At 66.2% G+C, this 21,726-nt stretch carries 23 protein-coding genes; 4 read left to right on the top strand and 19 right to left on the bottom strand.

Features of this window, described 5'->3' with window-relative positions; genetic code table 11:
- Positions 1-3: 3 nt before the first annotated feature.
- Entirely contained in the window at positions 4-480 is a 477-nt protein-coding gene (locus G6N44_RS04835) for a nitroreductase family deazaflavin-dependent oxidoreductase (RefSeq protein WP_163661602.1), read from the top strand.
- Positions 481-491: 11 nt separating this feature from the next.
- On the opposite strand, the gene G6N44_RS04840 is transcribed toward G6N44_RS04835, so the two are convergent.
- From G6N44_RS04840 to G6N44_RS04855, 4 genes are read right to left on the bottom strand one after another with little or no spacing between them, the layout of a single operon-like run.
- Complete coding sequence (locus G6N44_RS04840) at positions 492-1,118, bottom strand: RES domain-containing protein (protein WP_163661604.1); 627 nt, start codon at positions 1,116-1,118, stop codon at positions 492-494.
- Complete coding sequence (locus tag G6N44_RS04845) at positions 1,115-1,642, bottom strand: hypothetical protein (RefSeq protein ID WP_163661607.1); 528 nt, start codon at positions 1,640-1,642, stop codon at positions 1,115-1,117. The genes G6N44_RS04840 and G6N44_RS04845 overlap by 4 nt, the downstream gene beginning before the upstream one ends.
- A gap of 50 nt (positions 1,643-1,692) precedes the next feature.
- Complete coding sequence (locus G6N44_RS04850; RefSeq protein ID WP_163661609.1) at positions 1,693-2,856, bottom strand: SPFH domain-containing protein; 1,164 nt, start codon at positions 2,854-2,856, stop codon at positions 1,693-1,695.
- A gap of 20 nt (positions 2,857-2,876) precedes the next feature.
- Positions 2,877-3,311 carry an NfeD family protein gene (locus G6N44_RS04855; RefSeq protein WP_163661611.1) on the bottom strand — a complete coding sequence of 145 codons (435 nt, stop codon included), beginning with the start codon at positions 3,309-3,311 and terminating at the stop codon, positions 2,877-2,879.
- A gap of 57 nt (positions 3,312-3,368) precedes the next feature.
- On the opposite strand from G6N44_RS04855, the gene G6N44_RS04860 reads away from it, so the two are divergent.
- Positions 3,369-4,226, top strand: a complete 858-nt coding sequence (locus tag G6N44_RS04860) for an Rv1486c family protein (protein WP_163661613.1) — start codon at positions 3,369-3,371, stop codon at positions 4,224-4,226.
- Here G6N44_RS04860 and G6N44_RS04865 read toward each other — a convergent pair.
- The 9 genes from G6N44_RS04865 to G6N44_RS04905 all read right to left on the bottom strand — a co-directional run bounded on the left by G6N44_RS04865 (position 4,223) and on the right by G6N44_RS04905 (position 13,317).
- A complete protein-coding gene (locus G6N44_RS04865) occupies positions 4,223-5,242 on the bottom strand; it encodes a ferrochelatase (RefSeq protein ID WP_163661614.1) in 1,020 nt (339 codons plus the stop codon). The genes G6N44_RS04860 and G6N44_RS04865 overlap by 4 nt on opposite strands.
- Before the next feature lie 103 nt (positions 5,243-5,345).
- Entirely contained in the window at positions 5,346-6,155 is an 810-nt protein-coding gene (inhA, locus tag G6N44_RS04870; RefSeq protein ID WP_163661616.1) for an NADH-dependent enoyl-ACP reductase InhA, read from the bottom strand.
- Between the two features lie 63 nt (positions 6,156-6,218).
- Positions 6,219-6,983: a 3-oxoacyl-ACP reductase FabG1 gene (gene fabG1, locus G6N44_RS04875; protein WP_163661618.1), complete on the bottom strand. Its 765-nt coding sequence runs from the start codon at positions 6,981-6,983 to the stop codon at positions 6,219-6,221.
- A gap of 84 nt (positions 6,984-7,067) precedes the next feature.
- Positions 7,068-8,075, bottom strand: coding sequence for a VWA domain-containing protein (locus G6N44_RS04880; RefSeq protein ID WP_163661620.1), 1,008 nt, complete (start codon positions 8,073-8,075; stop codon positions 7,068-7,070).
- Between the two features lie 29 nt (positions 8,076-8,104).
- Positions 8,105-9,058 carry a DUF58 domain-containing protein gene (locus G6N44_RS04885; protein ID WP_163661622.1) on the bottom strand — a complete coding sequence of 318 codons (954 nt, stop codon included), beginning with the start codon at positions 9,056-9,058 and terminating at the stop codon, positions 8,105-8,107.
- Positions 9,055-10,218 (bottom strand): chaperone MoxR1, encoded by a 1,164-nt coding sequence (gene moxR1, locus G6N44_RS04890; RefSeq protein ID WP_163661624.1) that lies wholly within the window; start codon positions 10,216-10,218, stop codon positions 9,055-9,057. The genes G6N44_RS04885 and moxR1 overlap by 4 nt, the downstream gene beginning before the upstream one ends.
- A gap of 135 nt (positions 10,219-10,353) precedes the next feature.
- Positions 10,354-11,037, bottom strand: coding sequence for an NlpC/P60 family peptidoglycan endopeptidase RipB (gene ripB, locus G6N44_RS04895; RefSeq protein WP_372508146.1), 684 nt, complete (start codon positions 11,035-11,037; stop codon positions 10,354-10,356).
- Between the two features lie 22 nt (positions 11,038-11,059).
- Positions 11,060-12,508: an NlpC/P60 family peptidoglycan endopeptidase RipA gene (gene ripA / locus G6N44_RS04900; RefSeq protein ID WP_163661628.1), complete on the bottom strand. Its 1,449-nt coding sequence runs from the start codon at positions 12,506-12,508 to the stop codon at positions 11,060-11,062.
- A gap of 230 nt (positions 12,509-12,738) precedes the next feature.
- Positions 12,739-13,317: an Rv1476 family membrane protein gene (locus G6N44_RS04905; RefSeq protein WP_163661630.1), complete on the bottom strand. Its 579-nt coding sequence runs from the start codon at positions 13,315-13,317 to the stop codon at positions 12,739-12,741.
- A 291-nt stretch (positions 13,318-13,608) separates the two neighbouring features.
- On the opposite strand from G6N44_RS04905, the gene G6N44_RS04910 reads away from it, so the two are divergent.
- Positions 13,609-16,437: an aconitate hydratase gene (locus G6N44_RS04910; protein ID WP_163661632.1), complete on the top strand. Its 2,829-nt coding sequence runs from the start codon at positions 13,609-13,611 to the stop codon at positions 16,435-16,437.
- A gap of 37 nt (positions 16,438-16,474) precedes the next feature.
- Complete coding sequence (locus tag G6N44_RS04915; protein ID WP_163661634.1) at positions 16,475-17,053, top strand: TetR/AcrR family transcriptional regulator; 579 nt, start codon at positions 16,475-16,477, stop codon at positions 17,051-17,053.
- A gap of 29 nt (positions 17,054-17,082) precedes the next feature.
- On the opposite strand, the gene G6N44_RS04920 is transcribed toward G6N44_RS04915, so the two are convergent.
- From G6N44_RS04920 to G6N44_RS04945, 6 genes are all read right to left on the bottom strand, one after another.
- Positions 17,083-17,277 carry a helix-turn-helix domain-containing protein gene (locus G6N44_RS04920; RefSeq protein ID WP_163661636.1) on the bottom strand — a complete coding sequence of 65 codons (195 nt, stop codon included), beginning with the start codon at positions 17,275-17,277 and terminating at the stop codon, positions 17,083-17,085.
- Positions 17,278-17,406: 129 nt separating this feature from the next.
- A complete protein-coding gene (locus G6N44_RS04925) occupies positions 17,407-19,035 on the bottom strand; it encodes an ABC-F family ATP-binding cassette domain-containing protein (RefSeq protein WP_163661638.1) in 1,629 nt (542 codons plus the stop codon).
- 12 nt (positions 19,036-19,047) lie between these two features.
- On the bottom strand, positions 19,048-19,878 hold the full coding sequence (locus G6N44_RS04930; RefSeq protein WP_163661640.1) for an enoyl-CoA hydratase: 831 nt from the start codon (positions 19,876-19,878) through the stop codon (positions 19,048-19,050).
- 18 nt (positions 19,879-19,896) lie between these two features.
- Positions 19,897-20,271: a thioredoxin gene (trxA, locus tag G6N44_RS04935; protein WP_163661642.1), complete on the bottom strand. Its 375-nt coding sequence runs from the start codon at positions 20,269-20,271 to the stop codon at positions 19,897-19,899.
- A gap of 236 nt (positions 20,272-20,507) precedes the next feature.
- Positions 20,508-20,645 (bottom strand): hypothetical protein, encoded by a 138-nt coding sequence (locus G6N44_RS04940; protein ID WP_163661644.1) that lies wholly within the window; start codon positions 20,643-20,645, stop codon positions 20,508-20,510.
- Between the two features lie 84 nt (positions 20,646-20,729).
- Positions 20,730-21,695 (bottom strand): hypothetical protein, encoded by a 966-nt coding sequence (locus G6N44_RS04945; protein ID WP_372508147.1) that lies wholly within the window; start codon positions 21,693-21,695, stop codon positions 20,730-20,732.
- Positions 21,696-21,726 lie beyond the last annotated feature (31 nt).

Here is a 21,726-nt window from a genome sequence, read left to right on the forward strand (position 1 = left end):
CGCATGGCCACGCTGTCCGATTTCGGTGCCCGACTCCTACGCACCCGCCGGCTCGTGCGTGCCCCGATCTGGCTCTACCGGTTCCGGGCCGGGGCGCTGTTCGGCTCAAGGATGATGATGCTCGAGCACATCGGTCGCACCTCCGGCGCGCGCCGCTACGTCGTGCTCGAAGTGGTGGGCCGGCCGAACGCCGACACCATCGTCGTCGCCTCAGGTTTCGGTACAAAGGCCCAGTGGTTCCGCAACGTGTCCGTCAACCCAGAGGTCCGGGTGTGGCTCGGCAGTCACCGACCGGCCGCCGCCGTCGCCCATGTGCTCGACCAGCAGGCCGTCGACCGGGTCCTGGCGGATTACCGCACGCAGCATCCCAAGACGTGGGAGCAGTTCAGGCTCGTCCTCGAAGAGACCCTCGGCCAACCGATCCCCGATACGGGTGCGCCGCTGCCGTTGGTGGAACTGCGGTTACAGCCCCGACGCTGATACGCGCCGCCCTAGCCGGGGGGAGGTTGGATCCGCACCTGACGCCGGACGGGCCGATGTGCGACGACGATGCCGACGGTCACGCAGGCCTGCACTCCGCCGGTCGGTGACGGGTCGACCGCCCAATCATGGTGCCCCGCATCCTCGAACAGGGCGACCGCGTTCGCGCCGGCACCGGTGCTGAACCGCGTCTGATAGCGAATTCCGGTGTGACGCCCGGTAGCCGAGAAGGCCGCGGCCCAGGCCTGCGGCAGCTCGTACGCCGGGCACGTTCCGATCTCGCGGGTCATCCCGACGAACGAGGCCGCCCGCGGCGAGCACACGTTCGCCAACCATCTGGCGGCCGGCACCCGCACCCTCGACAACGCGGTCCGGGCCGCTGCCTCGAACGTGACCGCGCCCTGCCGGACCAGGTCATGCCCGAAGCGTTCCCGCAGCGCCGTCGTGACATCGGTTGCCAGATAGCAGGTTCCGCTCGGCGGGAGCAGATCGAAGCGGCCGGTCAGGTCCGAGGAGAACCACCACGGCGACCTACCCACGGTGTGTGCCCGGTACAGCAGATGGTCGGTGCGCAACCGGGTCCGTGGGAAGCCGGAGACATCGGGCGGTGAACCGAGCGCAAGCCGTTGCCGGCTCATGCGCTCCAACTCGCGGCGGTCTCCCGCGCCATCTCGATCACCCGCTGCGGATCTCCACCGCGGCGCAGCCAGTCAGCGGGGCAGGACCCGTCGAGGCGGTCAGCGGGCGCCCGCATCCACAGCGCGGCCATCCACGGATCGTCGGTGCCCTCGGTCAGCACGGTCAGCACATCGCGCAGCGAGGGAATAGTGGCGCCGCTGTCGAGAAACTGCCACGTCGGGTACACCACCCCGCCATCATCGAGCGGGCAGGCCAGAACCGCGTACCTGGCCACCTTCTGGTGCAGCGCCTGTCGGGTGATGCCGAGCCAGCGGGTCAGCCCTGCCGTGTCGTAGAACGGCCCCGTGATCTCGTCGAACACGTGGCCCAGCGGCAACGCCGCCACCATGGCATCGGCGATCTCCTCCGGGTCGCCGAATGCCTCCGGGCCGAGGCTGGCCTCGTCGGCCCGACGCAACCGCTCATGGACCTTCCGGCTCACCGACCGCATTATCTGACGCTCGAACAATGCGAGATCGGTCATGGCGGCCTCCCGGATGCGTCAACTTCGTCAAGTCTACCGCGTCAAGGAAGTCAAGCGCGGTGTGTGCCACCCTCCAGTTCATTGGGCGGCGACGCCGCACCCAGCGGCGGCGTGGTGGCACGGGCCTCGGCCTCGGCCTTCGCAACGGCCTGAGCGATCACCGGATCGGTTTCGGTAGAGAACCACTCGGCGACCTCGTCGCTGTCATCCTCGGGCTTGGGCAGGCCCTGCTCCACCGGCGGTGGGGTGTAGCGGAAGACCCCGTCCTCACCGGGCGCACCAAGCATCTTGGTGAATCCCTGCAATGCCGAACCGAAATCGCTGGGGACCAGCCAGACTTTGTTCGCCTCGCCCTTGGCCATCTCCGGCAGCGTCTGCAGATACTGGTACGCCAACATCTCCGGAGTCGGCCGCCCCGCCTTGATCGCAGCGAAGGTCTTCTCGATGGCCTTGGCCTCCCCCTGTGCCTTCAGGTACTGGGCGGCACGCTCACCCTGGGCGCGCAACATCCGCGACTGCCGGTCGGCCTCGGCCGCCAGGATCGCGGCCTGCTTGGCACCCTCGGCAGCCAGAATCTGCGACTGCTTCTGACCTTCGGCCTGTTTGATCGAGGATTCGCGGACACCCTCTGCGGTCAGGATCATCGCGCGCTTCTCGCGGTCGGCCTTCATCTGCTTTTCCATCGATTCCTGGATCGACGGCGGCGGGTCGATGCTGCGCAGCTCGACCCGCGCCACCCGCAGGCCCCAGCGGCCCGTCGCTTCGTCCAGCACCCCGCGCAGTTGCTGGTTGATCGAGTCGCGTGACGTCAACGTCTGTTCCAGGGTCATGCCGCCGACCACATTGCGCAGTGTGGTGGTGGTCAGCTGTTCCACACCGACGATGTAGTTGCTGATCTCATATACCGCCGCCTGCGGATTCATGACCCGGAAGTACACCACCGTGTCGATGGCCAGAGTCAGGTTGTCCTCGGTGATCACCCCTTGTGGCGGAAAGGACACCACCCGCTCACGCAGGTCCACCCGTGCGCGAACCCGATCGACGAACGGCACCAGCAGGGTCAGCTGGCCGCTGACCGTGCGGCTGTACCGGCCGAGCCGCTCGATCACCGCGGCCTCGGCCTGGGGAATGAGCGCAACCGATTTGGCTACGACGATGATGGCAAACACCACCAGCACAATCAGCAATACGAGTCCGGCTACCGCACCATCCACAATGAGTCCCTCCCTAGGTCCTACGTTGTCCTGAAGACCACCGCGGTGGCGCCGTCGATCCGCACCACGGTGACGTGCTCTCCCGGTTCGTACACATCGTTGTCGTTGAGTGGCCGCGCCGTCCAGGTTTCACCATCGAGCTTGACCTGGCCCTCGTGCTCCGCCACCCGGTCCAGCACCAGTGCGGACCTGCCCTCGAGCGCCTTGACCGGCTCGAGAAGCCCTTGTCCGGCCTCGAAACGGCGCCGCAGGGCGGGCCGGACCAATACCAGTAAGAGCACCGACACCACTAGGAACACCACTCCGTCGGCCCAGATCGGCAGGTCGAACAACCAACTGGACCCCGTCGCCGCAAGCGCGCCCCCGGCCAACATGAGCAGGAACATGTCGCCGGTCAGTGCCTCTGCCCCGGCGAGTCCCAGTGCCACGATGAGCCAGATCAGCGGAAGGGGCATAGGAACACCCTAGCGAATCCGACCCGATCGGCGACCGACAATTACACTGCCAGGATCATGTGGTGTCCAAGTGCAACTCTTTCGATGTGGGCCAACGCCTGGCTCGCCGGTGCAGCCGCGCCCGACGACGTCCTCGACGCGTTATCCCAGTGGGCACCAACGCATTCTGTGACGGCGTATGACTCGCAAGCCGCGGTCCGGACCGGGCTGCCCTGGCCCGAGTTGGAAGACTCGGGTTCGGTGTCGTTGTTGCAGACGCTGCGCACCGCCGTCGGCAGGTCCGGCACCAGGCCCTCGGTTCGGGTCGCCCTGCCGGTGCCCGGCGATGTCCGGGGACTGCCCGCAGGTTCGCAGTTCCAGCGCGACGCGCTGACGATCGGTGAAGCGGTGCTGGTGACCCATGAGGAGTTGGACGGCGTCGGACTGGTGCCCGAGTTCGAGTATTTCGAGTTCGACGACGTCGAAAACGAATCCGCGTTCGAGCTGGAGCCGCGGGCACTGTCGTGGACGGTCTACTCACTTCCCGTTCTACCGCCGCCTCAGCACTACGATCTCGGCGAGGCCGAGTACGAGTTGCGCTCAGCCGTGCGCTCGGCCGCCGACACGCTGGTCGCGTTGCGGGCCGGTATCGGTCTGGACGTCGACGATCCCCGCACCATGGTCGAAGACATCCTCGAAGCCGGCCGGCTGCACCACATGCCCGACCACGCCCCCACCCGGGCCGTGCGGGTGCTGGAGAATGCCGCACACGTGGAAGCGATCATCACCGTGAGTTCGGGACTGATGCCGATCGGCCTGCAGAGTTCCTCGGAGGTTCAGATCGCCGGTGACGCCATGCGGCCGTTGGCTCAGGTGGTGCGCTCTGCTCGATTGGCCGCGCTCGAGGCCATCCTGCAATCTGCTTGGCGTGACTAGCTTTTCGATCCACAGCAGTGCGGTGAGCACGGCGCGCCGTTGACGCTGAATCCGTAGCCAGCGACGGGGTCGGGACCGGCGACCCGCAGCGGCTCCGCACCGGTGCGGAGCTCCTCGACAAGCCCGGCGGCCAACTGGGCGAAACGTTCGTCGGCGTTCGGGGTGCGCACCCGCGCGAAGGCCATGCCGGCTTGTTCGGCCTGCAGTCGCAGCTCGTAATCGAGGTCCCACACCACCTCGATGTGGTCGGCGACGAATCCGATCGGACAGACGATGACCGCTCGGGTCCCCTTCTGGCTCAACACAGTCAGGTGATCGGCCACGTCGGGCTCCAGCCACGGGATCCGGGGCGGACCCGATCGCGACTGCCACACCTGGTCGTAGTCCCGGTAGCCCGCCGCGGCGGCCACCAGCCGCGTCGCGTAGCCAACCTGGCGGCTGTAGAGCCGCGGGCCGTGGCGCTCCTCGGCGGCGATGGGCACCGAGTGGGCGGTGAACACCAGCCGGGCCTCGGCGCGCAGCTCGGCGGGCAAGGTGGCGGCCGCTGCCGCGATCGAGTCGGCGAACATCTCCACCAACAACGGATGGTCGAAGTACTGACGCAGTTTGACCAGCTCCGGCGCGTCGGGTCCGGCCGCAGCCCGGGCCCTGGCGATGTCCTCGACGTACTGGGTGCAGCTGGAATACCCACCCCAGGCCGATGTGGTGAACACCGCTGCGCGCCGAATGCCGTTGTCCCGCATCGCCGCAACGGTGTCCTCGACGTACGGATCCCAGTTTCGGTTACCGAAATACACCGGCAGATCGGGCAACTGCAGCCGAAGCTGTTCGATCAGTGCGCGGTTGATCCCGTTGATCGGCGACACCCCGCCGAAATGCAGATAGTGCTCGGCGACGTCGGCCAGTCGCTCGGCCGGGATTCCTCGCCCCCGGGTGACGTTCTCCAGGAACGGCATCACCTGTTCCGGCGCCTCCGGTCCCCCGAAGGACAGCAGCAGGACCGCATCAAACTTCATGCCGGGCCGTCCTCCTAAAGGGGTTCGGGTGATGTGCCGATCACTACGCTGAGGATTGCGGTCACCACGTGACTGCAATCTTCAGCGTAAGCGCCGCAAGCGACTAGAGCAGCTGGGTGCTGGCGCCGCCGTCAGCGTAGACAATGGTGCCGGTGGTGGCGGGCAGCCAGTCGGACAGCAGGGCGCACACGGTCTTGGCGACCGGCTCCGGGTCCTTCATGTTCCAACCGACGGGCGCACGCTGATCCCAGCCCTCTTCGAGCAGCCGCATCTGGTCACCGGCTTCGGCGCCGAGCGCACCACCCACGATGGCGCTCATGGCCAAGGTCCGGATCGGGCCGGCGGCAACAAGATTGGAGCGGACACCGAATGGGCCGGCCTCACGAGCGACGAATCGGTTGACCGACTCGAGTGCGCTCTTGGCCACGGTCATCCAGTTGTACGCCGGCATCGCGCGGGTCGGGTCGAAATCCATGCCGACGATGCTGCCGCCCTCGTTCATGACCGGCAGGGTGGCCTTGGCCAGCGAGGCGTAGGAGTACGCCGAGATGTGGATGCCCTTGGCGACGTCGGCGTACGGGGCGTCGAAGAACGGGTTCACCCCCATGCCGGTCTGCGGCATGAAGCCGATCGAGTGGACCACGCCGTCGAGCTTGTTGCCCTCGCCGATCACAGCGGTGATCCGATCGGCCAGGCTCGCCAGGTGCTCCTCGTTCTGCACATCGAGCTCCAGGAGCGGCGCGGGTTTGGGCAACCGGTCGGCGATGCGCTGGATCAGCTTCATCCGGTCGAATCCGGTGAGCACCAGCTCAGCCCCGGCCTCCTGGGCCACCTTCGCGATGTGGAACGCGATCGACGAATCCGTGATGATCCCGGTGACGAGGATGCGCTTGCCTTCGAGCAAACCTGCCATTAGTGCGACTCCTTCTTGGGAAAGTTTCAGTAGACCAATATCTTTGGGTCAGATCCAGATGGGTCAGTGCCCCATGCCCATGCCACCGTCGACGGGGATCACCGCGCCGGCGATGTAGCTTGCGTCCTCGGAAGCCAGGAAACTCACCGCGCCGGCGACCTCCTCGGCCGTGCCGACCCGCTTGGCCGGGATGAATTCCAGGGCGCCCGCCTGAATCCGCTCGTCCAGGGCACGGGTCATCTCGGTGTCGATGTAACCGGGTGCCACCACGTTGGCGGTGACGCCGGCCTTGGACAGCTCCCGGGAGATCGAGCGGGCCATACCGATCAGACCGGCCTTGGCGGCCGCGTAGTTGGCCTGGTTGCCGATGCCCCACATGCCCGAGACCGAACCGATGAAGATGATCCGGCCGAAACGCTTGCGCTGCATGCTGCGCGAGGCCCGCTGCGCCACCCGGAAAGCTCCGGTGAGGTTGGCGTTGATGACGTTCTCGAATCGTTCCTCGGTCATCCGCATAAGGAACGCGTCCTGGGAGATACCGGCGTTGGACACCAGTACCTCGACCGGGCCCTGGTGCTCCTCGACCTCTTTGAACGCGCGGTCGACGGCCTCGTTGTCGGTCACGTCGCACACGACGCCGAACAGGCCGTCGGGTGCCCCGGATCCGCGGTGCGTCACGGCAACCTTGTGTCCGTCGGCGGCCAGTCGCTGCGCGATCGCCAGGCCGATCCCCCGGTTTCCACCGGTGACCAGTACGGAACGGGGAACGAACGCCGGTCGACCGGTGGTGGATCGGGTGTCGGCTTCGGTGGCAGGACTGTCACTCATGCCCGCCAACTTATCTCGTCACCAGCATGGTCTGAAAATCGCATCGCCGGTGCGGACTGCCGTCCGGCAGCGCGCGATCGTGGCTCAACCGGGCAGTCTGCGGTTGATCAGCAGGGCTGCCACCCCGGCCAGGGCCAGCACCAACGCACCCAGCCGCAGCCAGCCGAGGCTGGCATCGCCCTTGATGGTCTCGTAGCCGATCTGCTGCTGCAGCGAGGTGAACACCTGCTTGAGCTGTTCCAGGCTGGACGCGGTGAAGGCGTCACCACCGGACAGCTTGGCGATCCTGCCCAGCATCTCGTCGTCGACCGGAACCGGCTGGCGCTGGTCGTTGATCTCGACATAGCCATATGGCGTGCCGAAGGACACCGTGGAGATGGGCACCCCCTGGTCCTTGGCGGTGCGTGCCGCGGTGTAGGCGCCCTTCGGGTTGTCCGGATTGGACGGCACAGTCTCCTTGCCGTCCGACATCAGCACGATGCGCGCAGGCGGCTTCTCGTCGCCGCCGCCGATCACCGCACCGACGGTGGCAATCGCCTGCAGTGCGGTGAAGATGCCCTCACCCGTTGCGGTCCGGTCGGCCAACTGCAGCTTGTCGAGACCGTTCTTGGTGGCCTCGCGGTTGGTGGTCGGCTGCACCAGGACGGTCGCCGTCCCGGCGTAGGCGATCAGGCCCAGGTTGATCCCCGGGGTGAGCTGATCGGCGAACTGCTTGGCTGCCTCCTGCGCGGCGGCCAGCCGGCTGGGCGCGACGTCGGTGGCCCGCATCGACTGCGACACGTCGATCACCAGCATCACCACCGCGCGATTACGCGGAATCCGCACGTCATGGGTAGGACCGGCCATCGCCACCGTCAACAGGACGAGCGACGCCGCCAGCAGGGCCGCGGGCAGATGCCGCCACCGGGTCGGCTGTTTGGGCGCCACACTCTCCAGCAGCTCCATGTTGGCGAACCGCAGCACCCGCTGTCTGCGCGCCCGCTGCACGATGACGTAATACGCCATCAGGCCCAGCACCACGAAGAGGAAAAGGAACCACCACACGTGCGCGAAGCCCGTCAGGCTCATCGGACCAAGAATCGGTAAAGTCATGTGCTAGAAGTCTTTTCGCTTTCGATTTCTCATCGGCCGGCCAGGGCGCCACGCCGCCGGTTCGCTACGAACCGCACCACATCGGCGATCCAGTCCCGGTCGGTGCGCAGACTCAGCAGCGGCGCATCGCAACGCCGCAACGTGCGTGCCACCTGTTCCCGGTGCGCCGCGGCGGCCCGCTCGAAGTCACTGCGCAGCTGCTCGTCGATGGTGAATTCGCGGGTGACGCCGGACTCGGTGTCCTGCAGCACCACATCGCCGATTGGGGGCAGCTCGACATCGCGCGGGTCGAGGATCTCGATCCCCAGCACCTCGTGACGGCCGGCGATCGCCCGCAGCGGACGCATCCAGTTGATCGGTCCCAGGAAGTCGCTGATGATCACCGCCATACCGCGCCGCCGCTCGGGACGACGCAGCGCGTCGATGGCCGCCGCCAGATCGCCACGGACCCCGGTCGGGGCCTTCGGCGTGGTGGCGATGGCCCGCAGCAATTCCTGCTCGTGCACCCGCCCGCTCAGTGCCGGAACCCGGCGCACGATGTCGCCGTTGGCGATGATCGCACCGATCCGGTTGCCGCCACCACTGTTGAGAAACGTGATCGCGGCGGCGGCCGCCACCGCGAGATCGCGCTTCTCACACCCGACGGTGCCGAAGTCCAGGCTGGCCGACATGTCGACCACCAGCCAGGTCTCCAGTTCGCGGTCGGCGATCATCTGCCGCACGTGAGGCGTCTGAGTCCGCGCTGTCACCGACCAGTCCATCCGGCGCACATCGTCGCCGGGCTGGTAGATCCGCGAGTCCCCCGGCTCCGACCCCGGACCCGGGATCAGGCCGAGGTGATCGCCGTGGAGGACGCCATCGAGCTTGCGTCGCACCGTCAGCTCAAGCTTGCGTAATGCCGCCGTCAACGCGGGGTCCCGAATCTCCCCGCGCTTCAGAGACGGCAGATCCACTGAGCGTCGGGCCCCGGAAGAACTGGTCACCGACCACCGGCCGCGGCAGCCGCGGCGGGAACTGCGGGTGGAACCGAATGCCCTTGCTGCGGAAGCGCATTCACCTGCGGCAGCGCCACTGTCTGCAGGATCCGGTTGACCACGGTCTCCGCTGACACCTCGTCGGCCAGCGCATCGTAGGTCAGGACCAGACGGTGCCGGAGCACGTCGGGAATCACCTCGACGACGTCCTGCGGGATGACGTAGTCGCGGCCCCGCACCAACGCCAGCGCGCGGGCTGCGGAGATGATCCCCAGTGACGCACGCGGCGAGGCGCCGTAGGCGATCCACGCCTTGGCGTCGGGCATGCCGAACTTCTCGGGCTCGCGGGTCGCGGTGACGATCCGCACCACGTAATCCACCAGTGCGTGGTGCACGAAGTTGTTGGCCGCGAGTTCCTGGAGTCGCAGCAGGTCGCCGGTGTCCAGGATCTGCTTGGGCTCCGGGGGCTTGACACCCATCCGGTAGATGATCTCGCGCTCTTCCTCCGGCGACGGGTAGTCGACGTTGAGCTTGAACAGGAAGCGGTCGCGCTGCGCTTCCGGAAGTGCGTAGACGCCTTCCTGCTCGATCGGGTTCTGGGTGGCCATCACCAGGAAAGGGCTGGGCAGCGGGAAGGTCTTACCGCCGATCGAAATCTTTCGCTCGGCCATCACCTCGAGCAGTGCGGACTGCACCTTGGCCGGCGCACGGTTGATCTCGTCGGCGAGCAGGAAGTTGACCACCACCGGGCCGAGCTCGATGTCGAAGTCTTCCTTGCCCTGCCGGTAGATGCGGGTACCGATGATGTCGGTGGGCACCAGGTCAGGGGTGAACTGAATGCGGGCGAAAGTGCCGCCGACGACCTTGGCGAACGTCTCGACCGCCAGCGTCTTGGCCACACCGGGTACGCCCTCGAGCAGTACGTGGCCCTTGGCGAGCAGACCGACGAGCATCCGCTCGACGAGCTGGTCCTGGCCGACGATGATCCGCTTGACCTCGAAGATGGCGCGTTCCAGGGTATGCACCTCGGCTTGCAGGCTGCCGTTGGTGGCGGCCTGCGGGGCAGCCGGCGCGGCGTGGGAGCCGGCCGATCCGGGCGGAAAGCCCGGCGCCGGGCTCGAACCGGGATAACCTCCGGCGCCCTGCGGCGGTCCACTCGGTGACGTCATCAACTTCCTCCCACGGTGTTCGGCTAAAAACGCTGGTATTGCGCGTGTTGCTGATCGGGCAATCGGGTGCCCGTCGTCAACTATTCCAGGCACTTCGGAATCCGTCGACGCTGCCCGGAAGAGTTCAGGTTCCCCTCAGGATTCGATGATGCGGGCCGCATAGGGCTGGATACCTGCCGTGCGGACCGGACTCACGGTGACTTTCTCCGCGCTGCCCGACGCCTCCAGCATCTTGCCGCCGCCGAGGTACATCGCCACATGCTGGCTACCGCCCGGTCCCCAGAACAGAAGGTCACCGCGCTTTGCCTGCGCCACCGGCACCTTGCGACCGGTGTTGTACTGGTCTCCGGAGTACTTGGGGATCTGCACTCCGACCCCGGCGAACGCGTACCGGGTGAAGCCCGAGCAGTCATAACCGACCTTGCCGGCGTCGTAGTCCACACCGGGGCCTGGGCCGGTCAGCGTACCGCCGCCCCACGAGTACGGCACGCCCATCTGGGAACCGCCGCGCCGGATCGCGTATTCGATGGCCTGCGGGCCACGGACCCGGCCACCGGGGAATGTCGAGGCGGCCTGTTTGGGGGCCAACCCGATGGTCTGCAGGAACTGCGAACCAAGGCTCTGCGTGGTCTGCAGCGCGATCTGGCTGACCTGGAACGAGGCGTTGGCGATGGCTACCGGGTCCCCCGGCGCACCCGAGCTGACGACCTTCGGCAGGGTGGGATCCCATTGGCCGGCGTCTGGCGCGGCATTGGCCGGCGCCACCAGACCGATCGCCGCGAACGTGAACGCGGCGATCAGCGTCAGGCAACGAAACACGTAGGAGCGCAATGTATTCCCATCAGTATTCGATATAGCGGACGACGTACGGGGTCATCCCGCTCGTGCGGACCGGGGAGATCTTGACCTCCGAACCGGTGTAAGGCGCTTCGAGCATCTGGCCGTTGCCGAGATAGAGCGTTACGTGCTGGCTGCCGCCGGGGCCGTAGAAGATCACGTCACCGCGGCGCATCTGCGAGGACGGGATCTTGCGGCCGGCGTCATACTGCGAACCCGAGTAATGCGGCAGCTTGATACCGACACCGGCGAACGCGTAGAGGATCAGACCCGAGCAGTCGAACCCGACCGTGTTGGCCCCCGAATCGATGCCGCGACTCGGTCCGGCAGCGTTGCCGCCGCCCCAGGAGTAGGGAACGCCCATCTGGGAGCCTGCCCGTTGGATCACGTATTCGGATGCCTGCCGTCCGTAGACCCGCGGGATGGCCCCGTTGGTGTAGCCGGTGGGCGTCGGAATGATCCCGAGCTTCTGCAGGAATTGGCGACCCATGTTCTGTGTCACCTGCGCCGACGTCGACGAGATGCCCAGGATGGTGTTGATGATGGCCACCGGGTCACCGCTGACGAATGCGCTGGGGATCGCCGGCAGCGTCGGATCCCACAGGCTGTCCCAGTTCCGGCCGGCCTGTACCGGCGCGCCCGGGGCGCGATCCCAGTCGCCTGCCGCCGCCTGTGGTGCCGGTCGCTGCGCCGGGGCGGCCGGGGCACTCGGCGCCGAGGCCTGGTGCACCTGGGCGAGCTGGGCTTGGGCGGAGGCGCGTTCGGAGGTCAACCGCTGCAGTTCATCTCGCTGCGAGCTGAACGTCTGCTGCGCCGTGCGCAACGCCGCAACCGCAGTGTCCTGACTCGTCTGGGCGTCGACGGTGGCCTGGTCGGCGTTTTGCTTGGCCAGGCGTGCGGCCGACTCCCGGTTGACCTGCTCGGTACGGGCGCGCTGCAGGTCGGCGATCACCTTGTCGCTGCTGACCGCCAGGGTCTGACCGGTGGCGGCGGCGCTGACGATGTCGGTCGGGTCGGACGCGGTCAGGTACGCACCGGCGGGGCCGCTGACATAGGTGGCCGCAGCGAAGGTGTCGAAGCGCTTCTGCGCCTCATCGATGGCGGTGCCGGCGTCGGCAATGCCCTGTTGGCTGGCATCGACTTCCTGCTGCGCTGTGGCGGCCGCATCGCGGGCGTCCTGCACGTCGACGATGGCCTTGTTGACCGCTTCCTGCTGGGTCTGGATGGCGGCACCCAGCTCCTGCAGCTTCTGATCGGCGTTGGCCACCGCTGCGACGAGCGTTGCGACCTGACCGGGCGCCTCGGGCTCGGCGACCGCCGGGACACCTCCCGACATCGCCGTGGCAAGCAACATCCCGGCGGCTACCGGCACGGCCAGGAAACGGCCGTACAGCCGGGACGCACAGACCCGATCTGCTCCTCGCGTGCGCGGGACGCCAACGCTGCGTCTCATTCGACTCAAGTCTCCTATGGCTCAACGACGGCGTACCGGCGTTTGCTCGGGGCCATTGCACAGAAGTCACATGAGGCACAACTACAACAATGGCTACCGACTGCACCGTACGTCACATCTAGAGCCAAAGAAACATTGGTCACAAATTACAAGTTTGTAATTGCGAATAGTGTGACCAATTAGTGATATTGAGCGTTATCCCGAACGAATGTTCGATGGACGTCGGGCAGCTACTCCGAGGAGGTGCGCGATGCCTCTGACCCGGCCGATTGTTTGCTGCGGCGCTGCAGAACCCGGGTGAAGGCGGCCGCGGCGGCGACGCCGAGGACCAATGCGATCGCGAGTGTGGTCCAGGGGAAATCCGGGGCGGAAATCTCGCCGACGAAATTCTTTGCGGATAACACCGGATTACCGGTCTTGGCGACGTCCTGTCCCGCTTCCAAAGTCACCCGATCGATCGTCGGACTGTACGTGCCGGCGAACGACGGGCTCAGCGCCAGGACGGTCGCGCCCGGATTGGCATGCCCGACCTCAGTCGCGATATCCCGCAGGGGGGTGTCGATACCCGGGTTACTCGGCAGCACGACGATCTTGAGGTCGATGCCCTCCTGTCGGGCATCGCTGACCACCTGACGCAGGGCTTCGACATCGGCGGCGGGGGCACTGACACCGTCATCGCGAACGTCGGCCTGCACGGCCGCCATGCACTTCGCCAGCCCGTCGGGTTGGGTTGCATCGAGTCCTACGGTGTCGCACACCTCGACCGGAATGTAGGCCGGCAGGAACGGGATGACATGGGGTCCGGTCACGCCAGCACGGTACGCCTCGAACGTTCGGCCCGACGATGGGGACAGGGGAATCGTCACCGGGTCGAACGCCGATCGTCACGTGGAAGTGATGCTCGGGCTCGAACACCACGCCGACATGACGGTGGAGTCGGGGCCCACCAGATCAGAAGGATCCAGCCGACTGGGTAGCAACGAGCACTCCACAGGGGAAGACTGGACCCCGGCCCACCAGGCAATGCAGGACAAGCGTACTGTTAACGTCGAAACGCCGCCGACACAGCCCGTCGCGGCAAGATCGAGCCGGGAGTTGATGTGAGCAGCGAGAATACGGAAAATTCGTCCCTTAACTCATTTGGTGCCCGCGACACACTAACTGTCGGGGACAAGAACTACGAGATCTACCGACTGGACGCGGTACCCGGTGCCGAAAAGCTCCCGTACAGCCTCAAAGTACTGGCCGAGAACCTGTTGCGTACCGAAGACGGCGCCAACATCACCAAGGACCACATCGAGGCCATCGCCAACTGGGATCCCTCGGCGGAACCGAGCATCGAGATCCAGTTCACCCCGGCGCGGGTGTTGATGCAGGACTTCACCGGCGTGCCCTGCATCGTCGACCTGGCCACGATGCGCGAGGCGGTCGCGGCACTGGGTGGCGATCCGGAGAAGGTTAACCCGCTCTCGCCGGCGGAGATGGTCATCGATCACTCGGTGATCCTCGACGTGTTCGGTAACGCCGGCGCCTTCGAGCGCAACGTCGAACTCGAATACGAGCGCAACTCCGAGCGCTACCAGTTCCTGCGCTGGGGCCAGGGCGCGTTCGACGACTTCAAGGTCGTCCCCCCGGGCACCGGCATCGTGCACCAGGTCAACATCGAATATCTGGCCCGAGTGGTGTTCGAGCGCGATGGGGTGGCCTACCCCGACACCTGCGTGGGCACCGACAGCCACACCACCATGCAGAACGGTCTCGGTGTGCTGGGCTGGGGCGTCGGCGGTATCGAGGCCGAGGCCGCGATGCTGGGCCAGCCCGTCTCGATGCTCATCCCCCGCGTGGTCGGCTTCAAGCTCAGCGGCGAGATCAAGCCCGGCGTGACCGCCACCGACGTGGTGCTCACCGTCACCGACATGCTGCGCAAACACGGTGTGGTCGGGAAGTTCGTCGAGTTCTACGGCAAGGGCGTGGCCGAGGTACCGCTGGCCAACCGCGCCACCCTGGGCAACATGAGCCCCGAATTCGGTTCCACCGCAGCGATTTTCCCGATCGACGAAGAGACCATCAATTACCTGCGGCTGACCGGGCGCACCGATCAGCAGCTCGCCCTGGTCGAGGCCTACGCCAAGGCGCAGGGCATGTGGCACAACCCCGATCACGAGCCGGCCTTCTCCGAGTACCTCGAGTTGGACCTGTCCACCGTGGTGCCCTCCATCTCCGGCCCCAAGCGTCCGCAGGACCGCATCGAGCTGTCGGATGCCAAGAACGCGTTCCGCAAGGACATCCACAACTACGTCGAGGAAAACCACCCGGCGCCGCACAGCCAGCTCGACGAGGCGATCGAGGAGTCCTTCCCGGCCTCGGACCCGGCCAAGTTGTCCTTCGCCGACGACGGCGCGATCGATGTTCGTCCGTCTGCCGCCAACGGCGCCGCGGGTCGGCCGTCCAAGCCGATCACCGTGAAATCCGATGAGCGCGGCGAGTTCGTGCTCGACCACGGCGCGGTGGTCGTCGCAGGCATCACCTCCTGCACCAACACCTCCAACCCGACGGTGATGATCGGTGCGGCCCTGCTGGCCAAGAAGGCCGTCGAGAAGGGCCTGTCGAGCAAGCCGTGGGTGAAGACCAACATGGCGCCCGGCTCACAGGTGGTCACCGACTACTACAACAAGGCCGGCCTGTGGCCCTACCTGGAGAAGCTGGGCTACTACCTGGGCGGCTACGGCTGCACCACCTGCATCGGCAACACCGGGCCGCTGCCCGACGAGATCTCCAAGGCCATCAACGACAACGATCTGTCGGTGACCGCGGTGCTCTCGGGCAACCGCAACTTCGAGGGCCGCATCTCCCCCGACGTCAAGATGAACTACCTGGCCTCCCCGCCGCTGGTCATCGCCTACGGCATCGCGGGCACCATGGACTTCGATTTCGAGTCCGACCCGCTCGGCCAGGACCGGGATGGCAATGACGTCTTCCTCAAGGACATCTGGCCATCAGCCCAAGAGATCGAGGAAACCATCGCGTCCTCGATCAACCGGGAGATGTTCACCGACTCCTATGCCGATGTATTCAAGGGCGACGACCGCTGGCGTTCGCTGTCCACCCCGGAGGGCAACACCTTCGAGTGGGACGACGCGTCCACCTACGTGCGCAAGGCCCCCTACTTCGACGGGATGCCCGCCGAGCCGGAGCCGGTCGGCGACATCGCAGGCGCCAGAGTCCTTGCTCTGCTGGGTGATTCGGTGACCACCGACCACATCAGCCCGGCCGGCGCGATCAAGCCGGGCACACCGGCTGCGCAGTACCTCGACGCCAACGGTGTGGCACGCAAGGATTACAACTCGCTGGGGTCGCGGCGCGGCAACCACGAGGTGATGATCCGCGGCACCTTCGCCAACATCCGGCTCAAGAACCAGCTGCTCGACGATGTCTCAGGCGGCTACACCCGTGACTTCACCCAGCCGGGCGGCCCGCAGGCATTCATCTACGACGCCTCGGTCAACTACAAGGAAGCCGGCGTCCCGCTGGTGGTCCTGGGCGGCAAGGAGTACGGCTCGGGCTCCTCGCGTGACTGGGCAGCCAAGGGCACGGTCCTGCTGGGTGTGAAGGCCGTCATCACCGAGTCCTTCGAGCGCATCCACCGGTCGAACCTGATCGGCATGGGTGTCATCCCGCTGCAGTTCCCGGCCGGCGAATCGGCGGCGAGCCTCAAGCTCGACGGCACCGAGACCTACGACATCACCGGGATCACCGCGCTCAACGAGGGCAAGACTCCGAAGACGGTCAAGGTCACCGCCACCAAGGACGACGGTTCCAAGGTGGAGTTCGACGCCGTCGTCCGCATCGACACCCCCGGTGAGGCCGACTACTACCGCAACGGCGGCATCCTGCAGTTCGTGCTGCGCAACATGCTGAAGTCGAAGTAATCCTGACCGGACCGAACGAAGCAGCGAAGGCGCACACGTGCCCCGGGTGACCGACGACCACCTTGCGGCCCGGCGCCGTCAGATCCTCGACGGCGCCCGGCGCTGCTTCGGTCAGTACGGATACGAGAGTGCGACCGTGCGACGGCTCGAAGAAACCATCGGGCTGTCGCGCGGCGCAATCTTTCACCACTTCAAGGACAAGGACACCTTGTTCTTCGAATTGGCCCGAGAGGACGCCGAGCGGATGGCCGAGGTGGCCGCCCGCGAAGGATTGATTCAGGTGATGCGGAATATGCTCGCCGCTCCCGAGCAGTTCGACTGGCTGGCCACCCGCCTGGAGATCGCCCGAAAGTTGCGCAACGATCCGGCTTTTCACCGCGGCTGGGCCGAACGGTCAGCCGAGTTGGATACCGCCATCACCGAGCGCCTGCGCCGTCAGAAGCAGGCCGGTCGCCTACGCGACGACGTGCCCAGTGCGGTCCTGCACATCTACCTGGACCTCGTGCTCGACGGACTGGTGGCCCGGATCGCCTCCGGCGAGGACCCGAGGAACCTCACCGCAGTGCTCGATCTGGTCGAGGACAGTGTGCGGCAGCAGACGCCGGCGGACAGCTGAGTCCGGCTACCGCACCGCCGTTGTGCCCGTCAGGCCCTGGCCCGGGTGCGGTGATTGGGCCCACCGCGGCTGCGCATCGTCGTTCCCGACTCGCGCAACAAACTGTGGATCGAGCCGTACGAACGTCCGGTAGTAGCCACGAGCGTGCGGATACTGGCGCCCCCCTCGTATGCCTTACGAAGCTCTGCCAGCAGTTCGCTACGGTTACCGTTCATTTCCCTCATCGACATCTCCCCGCTTGTGATGTCCCGACGGGTACCCACACTAGAAACCACCCACACATCGATGGGTCGATTTGTCCAACGTCTTAATTTGACGTGTCCGAAAGTGCGGTGGTTCTTCAGGATTCGCCGTCAGGCGAGTTCGATGAGATCCCGATATTCGGTAGACCAGAAGTCCTCGGTGCCGTCCGGCAGCAGGACCACGCGCTGCGGATCGAGCGCTTCGGCTGCGCCCGGATCGTGGGTCACCAGCACCACAGCCCCCTGGTAACTACGCAGCGCGTCGAGAACCTGTTCGCGTGACGCGGGGTCGAGGTTGTTGGTCGGCTCGTCCAGCAACAACACATTGGCAGTGGAAGCCACCAGACCCGCCAGCGCCAGCCGCGTCTTCTCACCGCCGGACAGCGTGCCCGCCGGCTGCTCCAGCTGAGGACCGGTGAACATGAAGGCGCCCAACAGACCGCGTAGGTCCTGCTCTCCGGTATCGGGCGCGGCGTGTCGGATGTTCTCCCAGACGGTCGCCCCGTTGTCGAGGGTGTCGTGCTCCTGGGCGAAATACCCGATCTTGCACCCGTGGCCGGGTTCCAGGGCTCCGGCGTCGGCAGTCTCCGCGCCGGCGAGCAGCCGCAGCAGCGTCGTCTTTCCGGCACCGTTGAGGCCGAGCACCACCACCCGCGATCCGCGGTCGATGGCCAGGTCGACACCGGTGAAGATCTCCAGCGACCCGTACGTCTTGGTCAGCCCCTTGGCCACCAACGGCGTTTTCCCGCACGGTGCGGGCGTCGGGAACTTGATACGGGCCACCTTGTCGGCCACCCGCTCGGCATCGAGCTCGGAGATCATCCGCTCGGCCCGACGCAACATATTCTGTGCGGCAACAGCTTTGGTCGCTTTGGCGCCCATCTTGGCAGCCTGCGCCCGCAACGCGCCTGCCTTCTTCTCGGCATTGGCGCGCTCGCGGCGACGACGCTGCTCATCGGTGGCGCGCGCGTCGAGGTACTTCTTCCAGCCCATGTTGTAGACGTCGGCCTCACCGCGCACTGCGTCGAGGAACCACACCCGGTTGACGACCTCGTCGAGCAGATCGACATCGTGGCTGATCACGACGAGCCCACCGGTGTGGTTGTGCAGGAAGTCCCGCAACCAGCCGATCGAGTCCGCGTCGAGGTGGTTGGTGGGTTCGTCGAGAAGCAGCGTTGTGGCCGACCCGGAACCGGTGTCACTCGCCGCGAACAGGATGCGCGCCAATTCGACCCGGCGGCGCTGACCACCGGAGAGCGTGCGCAGCGGCTGCGTCAGCACCCGATCGGGCAGGCCCAGGCTGGCGCAGATGCGCCCGGCCTCGCTCTCGGCCGCGTAGCCGCCCAGCGCCGAGAACCGCTCTTCGAGCTGACCGTACTTGCGGACCGCCTTGTCGCGCGCCGCATCGTCGGCGACCTCGGCCATCAAGACCTGCTGCTTCTCCAGGTCCGCCAAGAGCTTGTCGAGCCCACGGGCGGACAACACCCGGTCACGGGCCAAGACATCGAGATCGCCTTCTTTGGGATCCTGTGGCAGGTAACCGATTTCACCGGTCGTCGTGACAGATCCGGCGTACGGCTCACCCTCCCCTGCCAGAATCCTCATCGTGGTGGTCTTGCCTGCGCCGTTGCGCCCGACGAGACCGATCCGGTCACCGGGCTGCACCCGCAGTGCCGAGCCCTCGAAGGACAGCAGCGTGCGCGCGCCGGCGCGGACCTCCAGGTCCGTTGCGGTGATCACGCTGCGGTCCTCCTATTTGTCGTCAGTAAATGCCGCGGGCCGTTTCTCCGCGCGCGCAGCAACCGCTTCCTCAAAGTTTGCGGTGAGCAGACGCACGAAAAGTTGTCCCAGGCCCTCGGCCTGCATGTGCCCTTCCAGGCTAGCGGCGTCCAGTCCACTCCAAAGTGTGCGCTTGGTCAACTCGATACCCGGCCGGGAGAACGCCGCCATCCGGTCCGCCATGTCGTAGCAGGCGTCGAGCAGGGCCTCCTCGGCCACCACACTGGACACCAGACCGATGCGCGCCGCCTCTTCGGCGTCGACGTCACGGCCGGTCAACATGATCTCGAAGGCCCGTGACGAGCCGATGGCACGTGGCAGCAGGTAGGACAAGCCCAGCTCACTGGCGGTAAGCCCGTTGTTGATCCCCGCGGCGCGGAAGTAGGCGCCCTCGGCAGCGACCCGGATGTCACAGGCCAGCGCGAGGCAGAGCCCGCCGCCGATGGCCGCGCCGTTGACCGCTGCGATCACCGGCTGATGCAGTCGGCGTAGGGCGAGGATCACATCGTCGAGGATCTCCATCGACCGCAATGCGTACGTCGGCCTGGTCAACCCGGCCACGTGCGGCACCGATCCGGCCGACTTGTGATCGGCCCCGGACGAGAACCCCCGACCGGCCCCGGTCAGTACGACCACGCGCACGCTGTTGTCATAGCGCAGGTCTTCCAGGACGCCCTTGAGCGGAACCATGACGTCGAAGGCCATCGAGTTCATCCGCTCGGGCCGGTTGAGGGTCACCAGCGCCACGTCCGGGCGGGGGCGGTCGACCAGTACGAAATCGTTCTGCGCAGTCACGGACAGCACGCTATCGCGTGCCGGTGCTCACACCTGTTCGGCGTCGCCCGCAGCGGCCTCGTCTTTCATGGCCGCGTCGATGTCGAACTCCTTGATCTTCTGGACGAGGTCCTCCAGTGCGGCCGGTGGCAGCGCGCCGGCCTGGTTGAAGACCAACTTGCCCTTCTTGAATGCCATCAGGGTGGGGATCGAGCGGATCTCGGCTGCGGCGGCGAGCGCCTGTTCGGCCTCGGTGTCCACCTTGGCGAAGACCACATCGGGGTGCTTCTCGGAAGCAGCCTTGAACGTCGGCGCGAACGACCGGCACGGTCCGCACCACGACGCCCAGAAATCGACCAACACGATCTCGTTGTCCTTGACGATGTTGTCGAACTGTTCTGTGGTGATGTCCTGCGTACTCACACTTGTCCTAACGTCGGGGCATAGCGGCCTGTTCCCACCCTATTTCAGTAGAGCCGGGGCAACGCCGTTTCGACGTGGTAGCCGCACTGCGAGACACGAGGATCAACGGGTCCATTAGCGGTGGGCATTGCTCAAAGAAGTCCACCAGTTACACCACCAAACACCCCCAGAACCGTCACCGATGTCCTGGGACATGACATGCGCGTCAGTGGAGCGGAGCAATATCGCACATGTGTTCAATATGGAGTCGGGTCCGATGTGGCGCTGATCGACGCGGTCGGTGCTGGGGCGCGGGCCGAGTCGATCTTCTGGACCACCGACCCGTTCGAAGCGGTGGCCGCCGAGATTTCGGCGGCTCCAGTGATGCCGGACATCGGTCAGTACCTGGCCATCCGGCGCCCCATCCACCACCCAGCCCACGCCGGGACGGTCACCATGAACGCATACGGTATCCCCCGTTACCAGTCTCCACCGGTAACGACGTCACCAGGTGCATCTTTGAGTGCGACGACTTTCGCGGGATCAACAGGGACAAAAGGCATTTCGTCTTCCCCGAACCACTCACCGACACTCTTGACGTTCGCCAACGTGTCGGTGGCGGCCAAGTCCTGGGCGTCCGCGTCGTAATAGTCGAACCAAGGCAGACCGGCTTCGACATAGGCGTCGCGGTCCACCGGGGTGCGCGGCGGCACCTCACCCGTGATCGCGGTCCACTGCGCCGCACTGCACAGATGCACGAATACCCGCCAGGAACGGTCCTGGTCGTAGTCGGACAGCGGACGGTTGTCGGCATAGACCTCCTGCCGCATCCTGCCGCCGGCACCCAGACCCATCGACGGTGCCGCGCAGCAACGCTCTTCGACGATCATCATCGAGCCGTCCAACCGAGGACGCACCCGCCACCGTTCGAGGGCCGATACCGTCAGGCCCACAGCGCGCAACTGGACACCGCCATGGACTTCCTGTCCCGTGACCTGTCCTTCGACCGTTGCCCCGGAACCGAGGGGCACGGCCACGAACTGGCGAATGAAACCGTCGCCGGCATTGATGCCGTCGAGCCACGGCTGGTCGGGCAACGCGACATAGTTCTGCGGATCGTGAGCCAGGCGGTCACTCCAGCTCTCACCGCTGACCGCGCACACCTTCCCGATGCCGACCTGCAACGCGGTCGGCTCGGATGAGTGGAACGACAGCCACATCGCCTCACGTTGGTAGACCGGCAGCATGATGCCGCCGCGCGCCAACCACTCGGCCGGCACCCGATCGGGATAATCCTGGACCCGGCGCAACGGAAACTCCCCGAGACCCGGTGGGAGCGGATGCAATCCGGTCTCCGGGATGCGCAGTGTGCGCTCGAAGCTGACTGTCGCCGGCCCCAACATCAACCGGTCATCGACGACCTTTACCTCAGGGCTGTGTCCCACACGTGCCTCCGTTTTCGCCTGTTGGCGATAT

This window comes from Mycolicibacterium alvei (assembly GCF_010727325.1).
GTDB lineage: Bacteria > Actinomycetota > Actinomycetes > Mycobacteriales > Mycobacteriaceae > Mycobacterium > Mycobacterium alvei.